General features: G+C 41.3%; 13 protein-coding genes and 1 tRNA gene. 6 read left to right on the top strand and 8 right to left on the bottom strand.

Annotation, left to right across the window (positions count from 1 at the left end; translation table 11 throughout):
* Positions 1–3: 3 nt before the first annotated feature.
* Positions 4–390: a DUF423 domain-containing protein gene (locus BFP75_RS14440; protein WP_099546070.1), complete on the top strand. Its 387-nt coding sequence runs from the start codon at positions 4–6 to the stop codon at positions 388–390.
* A 15-nt stretch (positions 391–405) separates the two neighbouring features.
* On the opposite strand, the gene BFP75_RS14435 is transcribed toward BFP75_RS14440, so the two are convergent.
* The 5 genes from BFP75_RS14435 to BFP75_RS14420 all read right to left on the bottom strand — a co-directional run bounded on the left by BFP75_RS14435 (position 406) and on the right by BFP75_RS14420 (position 5527).
* A complete protein-coding gene (locus BFP75_RS14435; RefSeq protein ID WP_099546069.1) occupies positions 406–1923 on the bottom strand; it encodes a carboxypeptidase-like regulatory domain-containing protein in 1518 nt (505 codons plus the stop codon).
* Positions 1924–2141: 218 nt separating this feature from the next.
* The gene (locus BFP75_RS21910) at positions 2142–2291 is read right to left on the bottom strand and encodes a hypothetical protein (protein ID WP_165776610.1); all 150 of its coding nucleotides are present in this window, start codon (positions 2289–2291) and stop codon (positions 2142–2144) included.
* The gene (feoB, locus tag BFP75_RS14430) at positions 2292–4511 is read right to left on the bottom strand and encodes a ferrous iron transport protein B (protein WP_099546068.1); all 2220 of its coding nucleotides are present in this window, start codon (positions 4509–4511) and stop codon (positions 2292–2294) included.
* Positions 4508–4753, bottom strand: a complete 246-nt coding sequence (locus tag BFP75_RS14425) for a ferrous iron transport protein A (protein ID WP_099546067.1) — start codon at positions 4751–4753, stop codon at positions 4508–4510. Before BFP75_RS14425 ends, feoB begins: the two co-directional genes overlap by 4 nt.
* A gap of 105 nt (positions 4754–4858) precedes the next feature.
* Positions 4859–5527, bottom strand: coding sequence for an SCO family protein (locus BFP75_RS14420; RefSeq protein ID WP_099546183.1), 669 nt, complete (start codon positions 5525–5527; stop codon positions 4859–4861).
* 161 nt (positions 5528–5688) lie between these two features.
* Here BFP75_RS14420 and rseP point away from each other — a divergent pair, with 161 nt between their 5' ends.
* On the top strand, positions 5689–7041 hold the full coding sequence (rseP, locus tag BFP75_RS14415; RefSeq protein WP_099546066.1) for an RIP metalloprotease RseP: 1353 nt from the start codon (positions 5689–5691) through the stop codon (positions 7039–7041).
* A 79-nt stretch (positions 7042–7120) separates the two neighbouring features.
* Positions 7121–7194 (top strand) — tRNA-Asn (locus tag BFP75_RS14410).
* Between the two features lie 372 nt (positions 7195–7566).
* Here BFP75_RS14410 and BFP75_RS14405 read toward each other — a convergent pair.
* A complete protein-coding gene (locus tag BFP75_RS14405; RefSeq protein ID WP_099546065.1) occupies positions 7567–8469 on the bottom strand; it encodes a hypothetical protein in 903 nt (300 codons plus the stop codon).
* A gap of 28 nt (positions 8470–8497) precedes the next feature.
* On the bottom strand, positions 8498–9925 hold the full coding sequence (locus tag BFP75_RS14400; RefSeq protein WP_099546064.1) for a hypothetical protein: 1428 nt from the start codon (positions 9923–9925) through the stop codon (positions 8498–8500).
* Between the two features lie 142 nt (positions 9926–10067).
* On the opposite strand from BFP75_RS14400, the gene BFP75_RS14395 reads away from it, so the two are divergent.
* The 3 genes from BFP75_RS14395 to BFP75_RS14385 are packed head-to-tail and all read left to right on the top strand — an operon-like array spanning position 10068 to position 14044.
* Positions 10068–10592 (top strand): RNA polymerase sigma factor, encoded by a 525-nt coding sequence (locus BFP75_RS14395; RefSeq protein ID WP_099546063.1) that lies wholly within the window; start codon positions 10068–10070, stop codon positions 10590–10592.
* Positions 10593–10644: 52 nt separating this feature from the next.
* Positions 10645–11553 (top strand): FecR family protein, encoded by a 909-nt coding sequence (locus BFP75_RS14390; protein WP_099546062.1) that lies wholly within the window; start codon positions 10645–10647, stop codon positions 11551–11553.
* Positions 11537–14044, top strand: a complete 2508-nt coding sequence (locus BFP75_RS14385) for a TonB-dependent receptor plug domain-containing protein (protein ID WP_123803482.1) — start codon at positions 11537–11539, stop codon at positions 14042–14044. Before BFP75_RS14390 ends, BFP75_RS14385 begins: the two co-directional genes overlap by 17 nt.
* A gap of 90 nt (positions 14045–14134) precedes the next feature.
* Here the strand turns inward: BFP75_RS14385 and BFP75_RS14380 are convergent, their stop codons facing one another.
* Positions 14135–16393 (bottom strand): c-type cytochrome, encoded by a 2259-nt coding sequence (locus BFP75_RS14380; protein WP_099546182.1) that lies wholly within the window; start codon positions 16391–16393, stop codon positions 14135–14137.
* Between the last annotated feature and the right edge of the window lie 39 nt (positions 16394–16432).

Below are 16432 nucleotides of genomic sequence, written 5' to 3'. Positions count from 1 at the left end.
TGCATGGTACTACTTTCTCAAGTAATAGGGGCCTTATTTGGCTTGTTGGGAATAATCTTTGGAGCCTTTGGGGCCCATAGGTTGAAGAAATCCTTTACCCAAGATCAAATGGCCAGTTTTGAGACCGGGGTGAAATATCAGATGTACCATGCCCTGGTACTTTTGATGATCGGGTTTAATTTTAACCTTGAAGCCAAGTTCGAGCAGTACATGGTCCTCAGTTTTATTTTGGGGACAATGTTATTTTCCTTTAGTATCTATGGATTGTGTCTTAGCGCATCGAAAGGGAAGAAACTGAAGCTTTTAGGTCCTATAACCCCTCTTGGGGGCATACTCCTTGTTTTGGGTTGGATATTGCTGTTATACTCCTTTATCGATACGCTGTTTTAAAGCCTCTCCGGGCCTTTAATCGTGATCCACCTGTGAAGTGAACTCCTTTATGGCCATATTGGGTTCCATGATGGTATATCCTTTCCAGAAATCAGGGTCGTAATTGGGTATATACTGAGGTAGTATGTCGTTATTTTCGGTAAAGGAATTGAAAGCGGATTCCGTAATGGCCTCCGTTTCAAAAACTACCACCTCGTATCTGTTCCTTCCGTTGAAAACGGCATCAATTTTTAGATGAAGTTCATTCTGTTTTCTGCGTCCCTTTACATGTTTGTTCTTTTCGATGATCTTGACGGGCCTTTTGAACCCAACCCTATTGCCTTTTGTGATCTCATAATAGCGCAAGCTGTACCTGCCATCCGCATCCTTGCCAAAAAGAATGCTTCCCTTGGCGAGGTATTCGTTAAGGGAAATGCCCAACAAGCTAAATTTCCTTAGGGGCTCCACGTTTTCGAAGTCCATCTTCACGAGGGCAAAGTCATTGGCATCTATGTAGAGTTTTCCTTTAAAGTCTTCAGAACGTTTTGGTTTAAAATCAATGACATATAATGGCTTGTCGCCTATGTAGGAAAACGCTTCAAGGGTAAGTTCGTACCTGTTGGATTTCCACAGAATATTATAATCAGAATCCTCAAAGATGGGAAGGTTGGTATACAAGTTGGCAAGGGTCCTTCTTTTATAGTTGGAGAAGAACTTCTTACGCTCCTTAGCTTCCTCTAATTCTTTATTGAGCGATTCCACCTCATTGGAATCGACCTCCTGCTCAAAAAGTTCCTCGGCGTCCACCTTGTTTCCAAATAACCCAGATTTCACCTTGAAATAGGAATCCGTCTTTACATTTTTTTTGATGATATCATTGAACCTTTCTTCCAGGTTTTCTAGGTCTAGACGGCTACTCTTGTTATAAAGCTCAGAGGCTTTTATGAGGTCCAATTTCTGCTCGTCCTCGTCTTCCGTTCCATATAGGTCTCCCAAAACTTCCGTGTAATAAGTATCGTTGGATGGGATGGATTTTAGGACACTGTCCAAAAATTGCCTGTTCAAGGCAGGAATAGTGGATTCTTTAATTTGATAGTGGGATTTCTCAATGTAATTCCTATACGATTCCCTAAGGAACAAGCGTTTTTTTGTAAAACCGTTCTTATAATTTTTCCCGATGTTTTCTCCTACCAATTCCAGAATTTCCTCCGGTGTATAATTTTTGTTTGAAACGATTACCTCCCTCAGCTCAATAGCTTTTGGATTCAACACTATGGTATTGCCCGTAAACTCGTTCAAAGGCTTCCCGATGGATTCATACCCAATACAGGAAATAAAGAGGGAATCCGTTGCGTCGATGTTTTCCTCCATCAGAAAACTGAATTTACCTTCCTCATTGGTGATAACACCCTTTTTTTTAAGGATAATGGTGGCGTAGGGTACTGGCTGCCGTGTTGCACTATCCACCACCGTGGACGTTAGGTTTTGGGCTAACATAAAATGACCACATAAAAAGGAGAGGGTCCAAAAAACAAAGGTGGGAGTTCTCTTCATAAAAATTTTACTCAATAATCGAGATTAAATGCTCCGAGGCTTACCTCGAAATTTAAGTATGTTTTCCTTCGAATAACTCTCGGGTTTGCCCCGATTTGTTTCCTAGAAATACAAACTAAAGTAACCGATCGTACAAAACCATGCCCTTTTGGATATTATTGTGAAATTTTTTTTGTTCCGTTAACGATCAGAAGGTGTTAAGTGAAGTTGTACAAGTATTAGTGACAACCGCAATCGTCCTGTCCACAAGCTTTATTGGTTTTTTTTCCGCTGGAGAACAATCGTTTAGGCAAAATAAATTTATAGGCAAGGTACCCCACGGAAATCACCAAGGTTATGTAGACCAGAATGTGCTGTAACAGTTCCATTTATTTTAGGGTTTGATAAGCGATGAACGCCATAATATAAGCAAATAGACTCATAAAAACAAGTTGGTAGGCTGGCCATTTCCAAGAATTGGTCTCTCTTTTAACGATGGCCAAGGTACTCATACATTGCATGGCAAATGCATAGAAAAGCAATAAGGAAATACCGGAGGCCAAATTGAACAAGGGTTCTTTCGTTACGGGGTTTACCTCTGCGGCCATACGGTTCTTAATGGTTTCCTCTTCGTCATTTCCCACGCTATAGATGGTTGCCAAGGTTCCTACAAAAACCTCCCTGGCGGCGAAGGATGTCAAGACGGCAATTCCTATTTTCCAATCATATCCCAAGGGTTCTACAATTGGCTCAATGGCCTTGCCCATATAGCCCATGTAGGAATGTTCCAGTTTATAACTGGCTATTTCTTGATTAAGGGCCCTTCCTTCCAAGGTTGATTGCATTGTTTGAACGGAGTCCTGTATTACGCCAGAATCGATTCTGTTTTCTTCCAAGGACGCCCGGTATTGATTTAGGTTGTTTTTGATGTAGGTTTCGCTATATGTAGAAAAACCCTCTTCCCTAACTCTTTTTTCAACAATCGATTCCGCATTTTCAAAATCATTCGAGAACCCATTGGACCCTAGGAACCAAAGAATGATGGAAATAGCTAGGATGATTTTACCAGCTCCAAAAACAAAGCTTTTGGTTTTTTCCAATACCGTGTATCCCACATTTTTTAGCAGGGGTAATTTGTAGTTCGGTAGCTCTATGACAAAGAAAGTCCTACTCTTTATTTGAAGAATTTTGTTCAAAACCATGGCGGAAACTATCGCTGCCAAAAATCCAAGAAGATAAAGTAGCATGAGAGTCAAAGCCTTAAAACTCAGTCCTAAAAAACTACCTTCGGGAATCACTAATGCAATGATGATCAGGTACACGGGCAACCTTGCGGAACAGGTTGTAAACGGGGTTACCAAAATGGTAATTAGTCGCTCCTTCCAGTTTTCAATGGTCCTGGTGGCCATTACGGCCGGTATCGCACAGGCCGTTCCCGAAATCAAGGGCACCACACTTTTACCGCTTAGACCAAAAGGCCGCATGATACGGTCCATCAAGAAAACTACGCGGCTCATATATCCGGTTTCTTCCAAAAGGGAGATGAATAGGAAAAGAAAGGCTATTTGGGGGATAAAGATGACAATGCCACCAATACCGGCCAATACACCCTCGGCAATAAGATTTGTGAATACTCCTGGGGGCAAGGTGTCCTTTACCCATTCCGTAGCAGACGCAAAAAAGCCGTCTATCATATCCATAGGGTACTCGCTCCACCCATAGATCGCCTGAAAAATGGTGAGGAGTATGATGAAGAAAATAAGATACCCTAAAAGCTTGTGCGTCAGTACTTTGTCCAGGGTGGCCCTAAATCCCTTGGCGGCGTTAATATCTACCTTATAGGTTTCCTTCAAAATGCCATTAATGAACTGATACCTAAGGATGGTTTCCTTTTGTTGAAGTCTTTTTAACTCGGATTTTGATTTGGTGCTAAACGAGGAGGCATCTTTGATCAGTTTTTTTTCGATGGGCATAAAGTTCACATCCTGTGTGATGACCAACCATAGCTTATAGATGTCCTCTTTGGGAAATGTCTTTTTGAGCTTTTCAAAATATTCCGGGTCGATTACCGTGGTATCTACATTTGGTGTTTTTGAAAGACTTTTATAATCCGCAATAAGCTCCTTTAGCTGCTCTATGCCCATACCTTTTCGGGTACTTACCAGGGCTATCTTTGCATTGAGTTTTTCTTCCAGAAGGGGTATATCGATGCTTATACCTTTTCGGGTCATACGATCGGCCATGTTAATGACTAAGATGGCCGGAATCTTTAGGTCCTTTATCTGGGTAAAGAGCAGAAGGTTCCGCTTGAGGTTTTCAACATCGGAAATCACGAGGGCCACGTCAGGGTGGTCCTTGTCGTTCTTGTTCAGGAGCAGCTCAACGGCAACGCTCTCGTCCAAAGAGGTGGTATTAAGGCTGTACGTACCGGGAAGGTCAATTATGTGGGCCCTTACGCCCCTGGGAAGTTTACAGATGCCCTCCTTTTTTTCAACGGTGATACCAGGGTAGTTCCCCACCTTTTGGTTGAGACCTGTCAATTGATTGAACACTGAAGTTTTCCCGGTATTGGGATTTCCTATAAGCGCTACGTTGATTTGTTTGCTCATGGTTTCACGTCTTCATCAACGATGTCCAAAGCTATTTGCTCCGCAATTACGCGCCTAATGGCAATATGAGATCCATTTACATTTATATAGATGGGGTCCTTTAGGGGGGCAACCTGTACCAGTTCCACTTCGTTGCCCGGTAAACAACCTAGTTCCAAAAGCTTAATGGGCAGTAGATCCTCCGTAAACTCCTTGATAATCCCCTTTTGACCTCGCTTTAAGTGTGCAACCGTTGTCTCCAATTCTTATTTAGATTCAATATAAGTAAGCAAAAATAACGCAATTTTTATCATAAGCAAGTATTCGGCGAGATATATCGGTCTTGGAACTTTTTTATAGTTTAAAATCTATTCCTCGTAACTCGATTTAAGCACTTGCAAATCATCCAAGAGTTTTTGGACTTCTTCTTCATTGGTGCCGTCATAAAACCCACGTATGCGCTTTTTTTTGTCCACCAAGATGAAGTTCTCCGTATGAATCATATCATAGGGGCCGCCATCGCCATCCGTCTTTACTGCCAAATAGGATTTGCGGGCCAGTTCATAGATCTGTTTTTTATCTCCCGTAACCAAATTCCATTTGGAGTCATCCACACCTTTTTCAATCGCATATTTTTTCAATTGCGCCACGGAATCTATCTGGGGCGTGACGGAGTGGGAAAGTAGCAATACATCATCACCGATCTTGTCTTGGATGGACGCCATGTTTTTGGTCATGATCGGGCAAATGGTAGGGCAGGTGGTAAAGAAAAAATCAGCTATATAAATCTTGTCCTTATAATCTTCTTGGGTAATGGTATCCCCATTTTGGTTCACCAAAGCGAAGTCCGCTATGGTATGGTACTTTCGTATGTGTTGAATTTCCTGGTCCACCAATTCGCTGTTTACCATGGCCGGATTGTATATAGGAAGTGTTTTCTTAGGTTGGAGGGCATTAAAAAAGAGGTATATGATCACTGCGGAGATACCCAGCATGACCCATCCAAAAATCTTGAATCTACCAAAGAAAGAGCGCATTTTCTTTTTTTGCAAAGGTACGCCAGCATGGGTTTTCATTCAAATTATAATGGGCCTGTAAAGCCAAAATATTCTTAAAAATAGTTGGAGTATACCGAGTTTCTTTTTTTTAGACCTCGTAAACTTGTACTTTTGTCCGATTTAATTTTTAGAAGACGTAAATGAGCCCCATCGCTATAAAGACTATCCAATTTTTTTTAAGCCTTTCCTTGTTGATCGTACTTCATGAGCTTGGACATTTTATACCCGCCAAATTATTCAAGACCCGTGTAGAAAAGTTCTATTTGTTCTTTGATGTAAAATTCTCCCTTTTTAAAAAGAAAATAGGGGAAACCGTATATGGAATTGGTTGGCTCCCACTAGGTGGATATGTGAAGATTGCAGGCATGATCGATGAGAGCATGGATACCGAGGCTATGAAGGAAGAACCCAAACCTTGGGAATTTCGTAGCAAACCGGCCTGGCAACGGTTGATCATTATGTTGGGCGGGGTCACGGTAAATTTTGTGTTGGCAGTGATCATCTATATTGGTATGGCTTATACCTATGGGGAGCAGTATGTTCCTGCGGATAGCTTAAAGGATGGTTTTTTGGTCACCGAAAAAAATATTGGTGATGAACTGGGAATCAAAACAGGCGATTTGATTACGGCAGTTGATGGTAAAAAGGTGGAAAAGTTTGGTTCCCTGCCTTTGGAAATCATCAACGGCAATACCATTACCATTAAAAGGGATGGAAGGACCTTCGATAAGGAAATTCCCGTGGATTTCATCGCTACCCTCTTGGAGGATGAGGACAGAGTTCGATTTTTAAGTTATAGGACCCCTTTCATTATCCGTGAAGTCCCTGAGGATTCTCCCAATGCAAATATCGGTTTAATGGAAAAGGATGCCGTGGTAGCCGTGAACGGCAAATCCGTCCAATATCAGGATGAAATTGTTCCAATATTGGAGGAAAATAAAGGACAGGAAGTAGAATTGACAGTTAATAGGGACGGCCGCACAATTCCATTAAAAGCCCTGGTAAGTGATGAAGGTAAGCTGGGAGTCTTTGCCGGTTATAATAGTTTTGAGGAATATGCTGAAAACGGTTATTTTAAAATAGAGAAGGTCAAGTATTCGTTTTTGGAATCCATACCAGCGGGTATAGAAAAGGGTGTCAATACCCTAGGAGGCTATGTAAAACAGATGAAGAAGATTTTCAATCCATCTACCGGAGCTTATAAAGGGGTTGGTGGATTTGCTGCTATAGGAGGCCTGTTTCCAGATGGGTGGGACTGGCCTGCCTTTTGGAGCGCCACAGCCTTTATTTCCATTATTCTGGCCTTTATGAACATACTTCCCATACCAGCCTTGGACGGGGGCCATGTCATGTTTTTGTTATATGAAATGATTACGGGCAGAAAGCCCAGCGACAAGTTTTTGGAATATGCCCAAATGACAGGATTTTTTCTGTTGATCGCCCTATTATTGTTCGCTAATGGGAACGATTTGTACAAATGGTTATTTAAATAGAAAAACCGCTTTTTTTTGTTTGGCAAAGTTTAAAAAACATTTATATTTGCACCCGCTTTAAAGGATAAATACGGTATTTTCCTCCTTAGCTCAGTTGGTTAGAGCATCTGACTGTTAATCAGAGGGTCCTTGGTTCGAGCCCAAGAGGAGGAGCTTAATGACAGCAAGCCATTCAAGAGATTGAATGGCTTTCTTGTTTTTTACTATTCGAGGCGAGAAGTTTATCCTGAGTATTTCTTCGCTCAATTTAAAGCTAGTCCAAAGGGAACCCAAGCCTGTACTGAGCCAGACGAAGTGAGGGGGGCAAAATTATAGAGAAACCTTGTCTACAACGACAAGGTTTTTTTGTTTGGAAAGTTTTCAGGGTAAGAAATTGGCCCTCATGGAACGACCATTGTTTCTGGATTTTGGGGATAAAAAAACTGCCCTAAGCTAATTGCCTAGGACAGTCTGACCAAACCCTTCTTTTTCATAGCGGGGGGTTCCATAGTTTTGAAAGGTATTTAGGTCGTCATGGGCATTACCTTATTTTTCAAAGGTCAGTAGGTCCGTCCCTCCATTTCCGCCACTCACGTGGATCAATTCAATTTTGTTTAGTGTATGTGAAATGACGTTCCAATCTTCCGTTAATTCGTTAAAGTTCGCAGGAGAGGCAAAAAAGATATTGAAATCAATTTCACCGGTGGAGCTTCCGCCATTAAAATCCCCGATAGTACATGAATTTTTAAAACGTAACCTGTCATCTCCGTTGATTCTAAGGTCTACTTTGGATTCACCGTTGTAGAGTTCGATTTCGTGCAGAGTCCAAGTGGCTTCAAAATTCGATAGATTAGGTACTGAGATTATGACTTGGATGTTATTACCTGCACCCGAAGCTTGCCATGTTCCCAAAAAACTGTCGGAGCCTGCAGTAACGGTAATGCCTCCGTCTGCCGTAAAATTGAATCTATAACCGGAATAAGAGTCTTCAAAGTCGTCATCGTTCAACTCCAGTTTGTCCACAAACCAATCCGAGCACGACGTAATAACTTGGGTCAGTTGATCTACCGTACAGTTGTTGCAATCATCAACGTTGTCATCACTGCTGGAATTATCGTCGCTGCTGGAACTATCGTCATTGGAGTCGTCGTCTATGGTGACGGACCAGGTTCCCGTTACGGTAGTACTGCCATTGTTGGCAACCAAACTTCCGTCTGGGTTAAAGGTAAAACCATAGTTTATGAAGTCGTTGGTTTCATTTTTTCCAGAATCAATAAACTTTGTAATGCTCCAAACACCATTGGACGATGCGGTGTTGTTCAATTCTTCGGCATCGGCCTGTAATTGAGCTAGGTTTGGCATTTCCTGGTCACTGTCCTCTTTTGTGCAAGAAGCGATAAAAAGTAATAATGCGGTTAGCATGCCTAAATTAAAAATGTTCTTTTTCATAGTAATTGTATTTAAGTTATTAGGGTTATTATTTTTTTATAAAAATCAAGGTATCCGTACTTCCGTCACCTCCGCTGGTATCCGAAAGTTCTATTCTATTGTCCACTACAGAAATTACGTCCCAGCTATCGTTAAGTTCGTCCAGAGTAACAATGGAATTAAAATCCAACATTAGCTCCGTCGCGTTGTTTTGGGAAGACCAAGTTCCGGAATTCGTTGAGGACCCGTTGATTGCCAAAACTGTTCCGTTGGTATTAAACGTGAATTCATACGCATTATAATTTGAGGAAAAATCGACACCGTCATCCAAATAAGTATCTATCAGCCATATACTTGACGATGCCGTAAGCACAGCGCTAAGGATATCACCACCGCTTGAACCTTCTCCGGAGCATGAGCTTTCAAAACGTAACCTGTCATCTCCTTTTCTTAAATCCAACTTTCCTTCCGTAGTAGTCCCTTGTATTTCATGTACGGTCCAGGAGTCGTTAAAATCATTCAAGCCTGGGATATCGATCACCATGGTGATATCATTGCCGGAACCGGATGCTTGCCAACTTCCAAAGGTGGTACCTTGGTTACTGGAAACCGTTATATCGCCATTAGTTGCGAATGCAAAGGAATAACTGCTGTAAAGGTCTTCTAGGTCATCGTCATTTCGTTCGAGTTTATCCACGGTCCACTCCATACAATTAGAGAATATGGTATCAATATTATCAGTGGTGCAATTGTCACAGTCATCATCGTCAAAATCATTGTCGTCATCCTCGTCACAAACGTCTTCTGCATTTTCAATAACGCTTTCCAATTCTGAAATGGAACCAACACTGATTTGGCTACCATCATAAAGAACTAGATCGATAGGAAATATGAGGGTTGCCGCGGAATAATCCTCTATATCCTCAATGAAATCAAATAAGTCTTTGTCATTGTCAAAACTGAAGGACTCGATAATTTCACTATTATCATTAAATGCGGTCGCTCTTATGGGAAAGACAAAATCGATACATTCAATATCATCGTCGGAAGCATTTTCTGCAGGACATTGGGAAGTCAACGAAAGTAACTCTGCTGACGAATTTACCGTGGTCGTTTCAAAGTTGGATGCGGTCAAGGTAATAGGGTAATCTATTTCCAACAGGTCCGTATCGTCAAGGTCCGTATCAAAAATGTTTTCAATGATCTGTAAATCATTTAGGGAGGAAACCATGATTACTTGACCATTGGCCGTTACGTTTACCGGTAATACTACGCTAAAACAACTGGCATTGTCTATTATATTGTCAAATGAGCCATCCTTTAAGGAGGTTTTGTTGAGCAAATCCGCAATGTTCGTATTTGATCCAATAAATTCTTGCATAGGAGGATCTATGGACAAATCGTCCTCCGTTCTACAGGAACTTAAAAACAAAATTCCAAGGAAGGATACTAAGCAGATAATTTTTTGGGTGTTCATTTTGTCTGTATTTCTTCTTTCTGCCAAAATAGTTGCAGGCAAAGGTTCATTTACTACTAAAACACGTGTTGGATGAAATGTCCCATAAAAAAGTGAATATTTTTTTTCTCTATCTTTAATCGCTAGAAAATAACCACCACCATTGACCAAAGCACTGCACTCCAATATTTGTGATAAAATACTATTTTCCAACCTGTACGAGAAATATGCACCGGGGCTGAACGACATTCTCTATTTTAAGTACGGAACAAACCTTAATCCTGGCGATAAGGTACAGGAAGCCTTTATTAAAATGTGGGAGAACTGTTCAAACATAACCCTACAGACTGCCAAATCCTACCTCTATACCGTAGCGAACAATATGATGCTCAACGAGATTAGGCACCAAAAGGTTGTATTGAATTATAAGAAGGTTAAGGCCAACGACTACGACAATGAATCACCGGAGTTCCTAATGCGGAAGGAACAATTCATGGAAAGATACGAAAGGGTGCTTGCCAGTTTAAAGCCGGAACAAAGGGAGGCTTTTCTGCTAAATCAGGTGGAAGGCAAGACACATCAGGAAATTGCAGATGCGATTGGGGTGACAAGAAAGGTAGTAGGGCACCGTATTTATGCGGCATTTGATATACTAAAAGAGCATTTGGAAGAATTTAAATTGAAATAATTTATGGGACATTTTAAGCGTAAGGTGTTTTAGGTATAACTAGAAGTTTGAAATGGAAAAGCAATACCTTATAAAAAAATGGTTGGATAAGGAACTGACACCTGAAGAGGGCGAGGCTTTTGAAGCATTGGAGGAAAGCGCATTCTACAAAGAAATCAGGGAGGAAGGTCAACGTTTTAAAGGGCAGAACCCTTCAAAATTGCCAAGCTTCGAAGTATTGGAAAGGAAATTGGTCGCTAAGAGTCCAAGAGCCACTGGACTTTCAGAATGGTTGCTGAAAATTGCAGCGGTCTTTGTCCTAGGATTTGGGTTGTATGTTTTTTTTGCCAAAAGCGGTGAAAATTCCATCCAGACCCAATTGGCACAGAAAGAGCTTGTTGAACTGCCCGATAGTTCCATGGTAACTTTAAATGAACTCTCTGATCTTAGGTTCAATGAAAATACTTGGGACAAAGAACGTACGGTAGAATTAAAAGGCGAGGCCTTTTTTAAGGTCGCCAAAGGCAAAAAGTTCGATGTGCAAACCTCCCAAGGTATTGTTAGGGTGGTGGGGACACAATTCAATGTGCAGGTATCGGACGATGTTTTTAGTGTCATTTGTTACGAAGGTCTTGTTCAGGTGTTATATGGAGAGGATAAAATTGAGCTTCCGGCGGGAAGCGCATATAGGGTAGTTGATGGATTTGCAGAAACTTATGCCATCTCGGTCGCTGAACCGGAATGGCTAAACAACATGAAGGTTTTTGAAAATATGGCCGTTAAGACGGTATTCACGGCACTTGAGGAGCATTATAATATCCGCATTGAAACAGAAAATATTAATGTTGCAAAGGAGTTTACAGGTGCATTTGAATTGAACAACCTGGAAAATGCATTGCAGGCGGTAGCCAAGTCACTGAATTTCACCTATGAAAAATCTGGAGAGAATTTGGTATTGATTAAAAGTGCAGAGAACCAGTAGAGCCTATATCGTCCTAACAGTACTGATTTTTGGAACTTTTCCAATGTTTGGACAAGGGATCCAAAATAAGGTTTTCCTAAAGGATTTTCTTTCCATGCTATCTGATCGGTATCAAATTCAATTTAATTACCAAAGTGACATTTTGGATACTATCTATATAGATATTCCCTCCGTAAATGACTCCTTGGAGGAGCAATTTGAGTCCATCAAAAGGGAGGCCAAGCTTAACTTTACAAAAATTGGCACTTCTATTTATACGATTACCAAACAACTGTCTGTTTGTGGCCAAATAAAGGATGCCTTTAATTCCTATATGCTAGAAGGGGCCACCATTGTTTCAGGCACGGACAATGCGGTTAGTGACAAGGATGGCTTCTTTGAAATAAAGGTAAGTTCCCTAGAGGAAATTATAGAAATTCGATTTTTAGGTTTCTCTACCATTAGGCGTAAGGCAGTTACTTTTGGAGAGGATCAATGCCCGATCATTGAGATGTTTGAGGAAATTACCAAAATGGATACGGTTGTTTTGGAAGGCTACCTGGTACGCGGAATAGACCGAAAAGGTGACGGTAGTACGGCCATAAACTTTACCAGTTTTTCCGCTTTGCCCGGATTGATAGAAACAGATGTCCTACAGGCCGTACAAGCATTGCCAGGCGTCGTAAGTGTGGATGAAACGGTTTCAAATATCAATATTAGGGGAGGTTCGCACGACCAAAACCTCATACTATGGGACGGCATAAAAATGTACCAGTCAGGGCATTTTTTTGGCCTTATATCGAGTTTCAATCCACAGATTACAAAGGAAGTCAAGGTGGTAACCAATGGTACGGACGCCTCGTTTACCGATGGTGTTTCGGGGAGTATCCAAATGTCCACGGATTCCTATGTGCAAAAGGAATTTAAAGGAAGTTTGGGGTTGAATTTTATAAGTGCCGTTTTTTTTGCGGATATTCCCATTGGGGATAGGTCTTCACTGCAATTGGCGGCAAGAAGATCGTTGAACGATGTTTTTGACACGTCAATATATGGCACGTATTTCAAGCGGGTGGTCCAACAAACGGAGATCGAGGATAACGAGGAAAATGTAGTAAACTCCAACCAGGAATTTAATTTTTACGACACTTCGGTAAGATGGTTATACCATCCATCTGAAAAGGACCGAATACGACTGAATTTTATACTTTTTGGAAATAACCTGGATTTTGACGAAACCTCCTCCGTAAACCAGGAGTCGGTCACTAGGGGAAGTGGCTTGATACAGAATAGCGTAGCTATGGGCCTGGGATATGAGCGAAATTGGAGCAGTAAATTTTCCACATCCTTAGATGCCTATAATACAGATTACAAACTACAAGGAATCAATGCAGATGTGCTGCAGGGGCAACGGTTTTTACAGGAAAATACGGTATCGGAAACAGGTATAAGGCTAAAAGGGGAGTATAGGTGGAACAATTTTTGGGGCACTTTGGGGTATCAGTTGATAGAATCGGAAGTTATTAATGAAAACGATATTGATATCCCTAGGTTTTTAAGAAGGGATTCTGAAGTACTTTTGGAACATGCTGTTTTTTTACAGGGTCATTACCGGAACAATAATGGCGGCTTCACCCTTAATCCAGGGGTGCGATTAAATTATATTGGAAAATTTGGCGAATTCTTGGTAGAGCCCAGGATTAGTTTAAGAAAGAAGTTGGGTAAGAACTTTCATTTGGAGGCTCAGGGAGAACTTAAGCACCAAAATGTTTCCCAAATCGTAAATTTTCAAAACGATTTCCTTGGCGTTGAACGAAGAAGGTGGCAATTGACGGATAATGACAGCATTCCCATTTTAAAGAGCAAACAGGGCTCCTTGGGACTTCAATTTGCCAAAGCAGGTTGGCTGGTCGATGCTACGGGTTATGTGAAGGAAGTGGAGGGAATTACCACACAGAGTCAAAGTTTCACCACAAAATATGAGTTTCAAAAGGAGCGCGGAAGCTATGATGTTCTTGGCTTGGATGTGCTTATTAGAAAACAGGTAACAAATTTAAGCAGTTGGCTAAGTTACTCTTATATGGTCAATAACTACAACTTTGAAAATCTTGAAGAGGGTAGGTTTCCCAGTAATTTTGACAATACCCATTCACTAACTTTTGGAACTACCTATTCAAATGATTTTTTCGATTTTTCAGCTGGTTTAAACTATAGAACCGGTAAACCTACTTCTGTACCCGTTTTAAACGATGAAGTGGTTGATGGCGAAATAAATTTTGATGATGCCAACAATACAAGATTACCGGATTACTTACGAATCGATATGTCCGCCTTATACAAGGTTAAATTGATAAATGGTGTCAATTCAAAAATGGGTATCTCTCTTTGGAACGTTTTGAACAAGGAAAATGCCATCAACGATTATTACCGAATAGGGATTGATGATTCTGCAAACCAATTTACACGGTATGCCTTGGGAACCACATTAAACGTGATGGTGCGGTTGAATTTTTAAAATCGCCGTTGGACCAGTAGCTTACAATGAAGCCATTTCTACAACTGAGTTAATTCCAATAACACTGTATCTCCTCACCGTCTACCTTGGTTATTTCCCTTTGTCCAAGGTCTCTTTTTCAGTATCGAGCTGAATTAACTCAGATTCGGTAAACTCCATGCCCGAGGAGGATTTAACCTTTCTCAGTTCGGCTATACGTTCTTCCTTGAGGGTTTTGGGTTTGTCAGAAAAAGAATTGGTAACATAGGCGATGATATCCGCAATGTCCTTATCGGTTATGGTCTCGTTCCTAATGAGTCCGGGCATGGCCAAATTAAGGTCGTATTCCTTCCCATTTACTTGTATGGGGCCTTCCAGACCATGGAGCATAATAAGTGCCAACCGCTCCGTATTTTTAACATGTTCCGAATTAATGAGAGGAGGTGCAAGGCCCTCGATACCCTGACCATTGGGTCCATGGCACGAGGCACAAATAGCATAAAACATTTTTGCGCCACTTGTTCTATCATCCTCATTTAATGTTTTTCTCGTATAAATTGGATTGAATACCTTTTGGTCCCTATTGGAGATACTTTTTGTTAGCTTATCTGTAAAGGAGGCAAAGGTATCCTCATCTAAGTCCTTAGTACCAAGTAATTGCTTTTCAATGCCATCCAATCCACTTATGAGTGCTTCTTGTACCGTAGCATTTTCGCTATGTCTCTTTAAAAGGGTCAAAAAAGTCTGGGCAAAGGCATTGTTATCAATTTGCATCCAAGTACCTAGAGTATTGCCAAGGTAAATATCCAGCACCATTCTATCTTTGTCCACGACCTTTTCAAAAAGAGATTTGGCGGAATCCTTATGTTCTTCCAAAGCAAAGGGTTTCAAAAGTACCAAGGCATGTGCCGCAGCCTTATCATTGCCTTTTTCAATAACCTCCGAGAGGAAATCGAAGGTAAGCTTATCCCATTCTTCCAAAACATAAAGCGCATGTATTGGTGCCCAATCGTTATTGGCGTTGAATATTACATCTTTTAAGGCCTGTATCAATCCATCGGGTTTATGAAATAGCAGATGGTGCTGAGCTCGATCACGAATCCAACCATTCCCACTGGACAATAAGGAAATAAGTTCCTCGCCGGTCCTAGTTTTAAAATCGGGGATTGGTACCTCTTGAAAATTTTCTGATTTGATATTTAAAATCCGCCCATAATTGGTGATGGTATCCAAACGGTTTCTCGCTGTTTTTTTCTTCAAGTAAGGACTTAAATAGGCATGGTGACCGATCATACCCCTGTGCATATCCACTACATATATACTGCCATCAGGGCCGTTCTTAATCGATACGGGGCGAAACCCTTCATCCGTAGAGGTCAAGAATTCTTTATCCTGCCATGCATGCTGCGCCGTGATCGAATCCCCTTTGAAGTTCAGTAGGACTCTTTTGATCAAATTTCCTTCGGGTAGACATACAAAGACATTTTGGTCATATTCCTTGGAAAAAGAACCTCCCCTATAAACCAAGGGGCTGCATGCGGCGGTAGCATGGATCAAAATACTATCTTGGTTCAACACCCCTTTGGCATAACCCCTATTCACCGTGGTGGCGTGGCTTGGATAGACACGTTGGTCATTGGTTAGGACATTGTCCACACTGGAGTCTGGAGTAAAATGGGTATTGCCGATCAACGTATTGGGCAGCACATAATCCCCAAGTAATATCCTTGAGTTATCGTTGTAATATAATCGGCCAAAATTATCATTGGAAATTCCCCACTGGCCCCTAAACGTGGTTGGTTCTTTATACCATATTCCATTTTTTCTTCTATATCTAAAATTGGACTTGGCATTGTAGATCCAATTGTCCACGTTTAACAATAGTCCATTGGGCTGATGTTCCGGATTACCTTCTACGGCATATAGTGAGTCTACCAATACGGGATTCGCTGGTTTGTCGTCCTTGATGTCCACGAACCATAAATAAGGAGGTTCCGCATAGAGCAAACCGCCATAGACATGGGCCAATGCCCTAGGCATGATCAGGCTGTCCAAGAATATTTTTGCATGGTCCGCAATACCATCATGGTCGAGATCTTCGAGAATACGAATACTTCCCACGGGATCGTTTTCCGCGGAGCCCTGCATATCGTTCATGTAACCGGGCATCTGTGCTACCCACATCCTGCCCTTATCGTCAAAATCCATCGCAACGGGTGCCTTAAGGAGTGGTTCCGATGCCAAGACCTTTAAAGTAAAACCTTTTTCCAAGGTATAGGTATCCAAAGATATTTCGGTCTCTTCATAAGAAGGTTTACAGGAGGTAAAAAAAATAAAGGCAATAGTTATGGGAACAAATACAAACTTCATGAATAAAAAATTGTTTGGGGAAATCATTGTAGTATCACT

Origin of the sequence: Maribacter sp. 4G9, from assembly GCF_002742265.1 — a bacterium.
Lineage (GTDB): Bacteria > Bacteroidota > Bacteroidia > Flavobacteriales > Flavobacteriaceae > Maribacter.
The sequence above is the reverse complement of the archived record's forward strand: the minus strand, read 5'-3'. Positions and strand labels throughout refer to the sequence as shown.